The organism is Methylomonas methanica (genome assembly GCF_001644035.1).
GTDB classification, from domain to species: Bacteria; Pseudomonadota; Gammaproteobacteria; order Methylococcales; family Methylomonadaceae; genus Methylomonas; species Methylomonas methanica_A.
Genome location: NZ_LUUG01000038.1, coordinates 1 through 1,141, shown reverse-complemented (window position 1 = coordinate 1,141; position 1,141 = coordinate 1). Strand labels below are relative to the sequence as shown.

1 protein-coding gene is annotated in these 1,141 nt (G+C 47.0%); it reads left to right on the top strand.

Annotated features, from left to right (window positions below):
• The first annotated feature begins 313 nt into the window (after positions 1-313).
• Positions 314-859 carry a hypothetical protein gene (locus A1332_RS01695; RefSeq protein WP_064006851.1) on the top strand — a complete coding sequence of 182 codons (546 nt, stop codon included), beginning with the start codon at positions 314-316 and terminating at the stop codon, positions 857-859.
• The last annotated feature ends 282 nt before the right edge of the window (positions 860-1,141 follow it).

Genomic DNA, 1,141 nt, shown 5'->3' with positions numbered 1-1,141 from the left:
CGAAAGGGGCTTCCTGCCCCTTCGGCAACGTGCGGCATCCATGCCGCACCCCTTCGGGCTGATCCGTTCAAAAGCTCCGGTGCTCGGCGCGGCATACGGGAGGGAAACCTCCCCAGAATTAAAGCTAAAACCGATATAAAGTCGATCTTTAACATTATTCGTGTCGCAAGGCTATTTTTGCTCCCTAACAAAGCCCAACTATCGGAAACACGTTTTCAGTTTGACTATCCCTCAAATTTACAAAAATGGAATATCATCCAATTCAGGAAGATATACAGAAACCATCTAATTACTTGTTTGGCTATCAGGTGCCATGAATCAATATTCAAAATACACGAAGCTGAAATTCACCATCGAAAGGATTCTTGGCGCAGAAGCGTGGTACGCATTGAAGGAGTCCAATTATCTTCCCACATGGAAAACTCAGATATCCAAGGTGATTAAAGCGTTGGTCATCTCAATCCAACAATCTGTTGAGATTTATGATAGCGAGTGGATTGAGGAAATCATCAAAGCCAGAAATGATGGCATTGATTCAGTTAAAAGAGCCGGCAGTATTGATGAGATCATCTCGGTACTTGCAGCCACGTTAATTGAGATTTCGTTTATTCAAGTAGGCTTCATGCCAAATCGGCGTGGAGAAAGAGAGAAGGTTACTCTTAAGAAAGAAAACTGGAAATTGAATATATACAGATCTGCAATCTACATACAGACAGATGAACAAAAAGACCGTCTATTTATTAGCAAGCAACGGCGGAAAATCGGGTTTGATGAGCAATTTGAGTTGCTCCGTAAGTACAAGAGAAGCAAATCAAAATTAACGTACATCGAGTGGTGTAGCGAGAATGCGCAAGCCTAACCAGGCGTTGCAGGTCCGTAGGTCCGCGTAGCGTAATCGGACGCATGTTGGATTAATCTCGCTATCGCTAATGGATCAACTCTCCTTCATCCCTCCGAATACGCTTCGCTATTCGGAGCTACTCCACCAATCCCACGACGGGGTTTCTCCCGTATGCCGCGCCGAGCACCGGAGCTTTCGGCGGGATCAGCCCGCAGGGGCGTCGCATGGATGCGGCGCGTTGACGAAGGGGCAGGAAGCCCCTTTCGGCAACCCCGTTCAAAAGCGAGGAGCGCAGGACAA

Excerpts from the sequence above, each read along its gene's own strand:
- A1332_RS01695 (WP_064006851.1), top strand. The coding sequence starts at position 314 with ATGAATCAATATTCAAAATACACGAAGCTGAAATTCACCATCGAAAGG.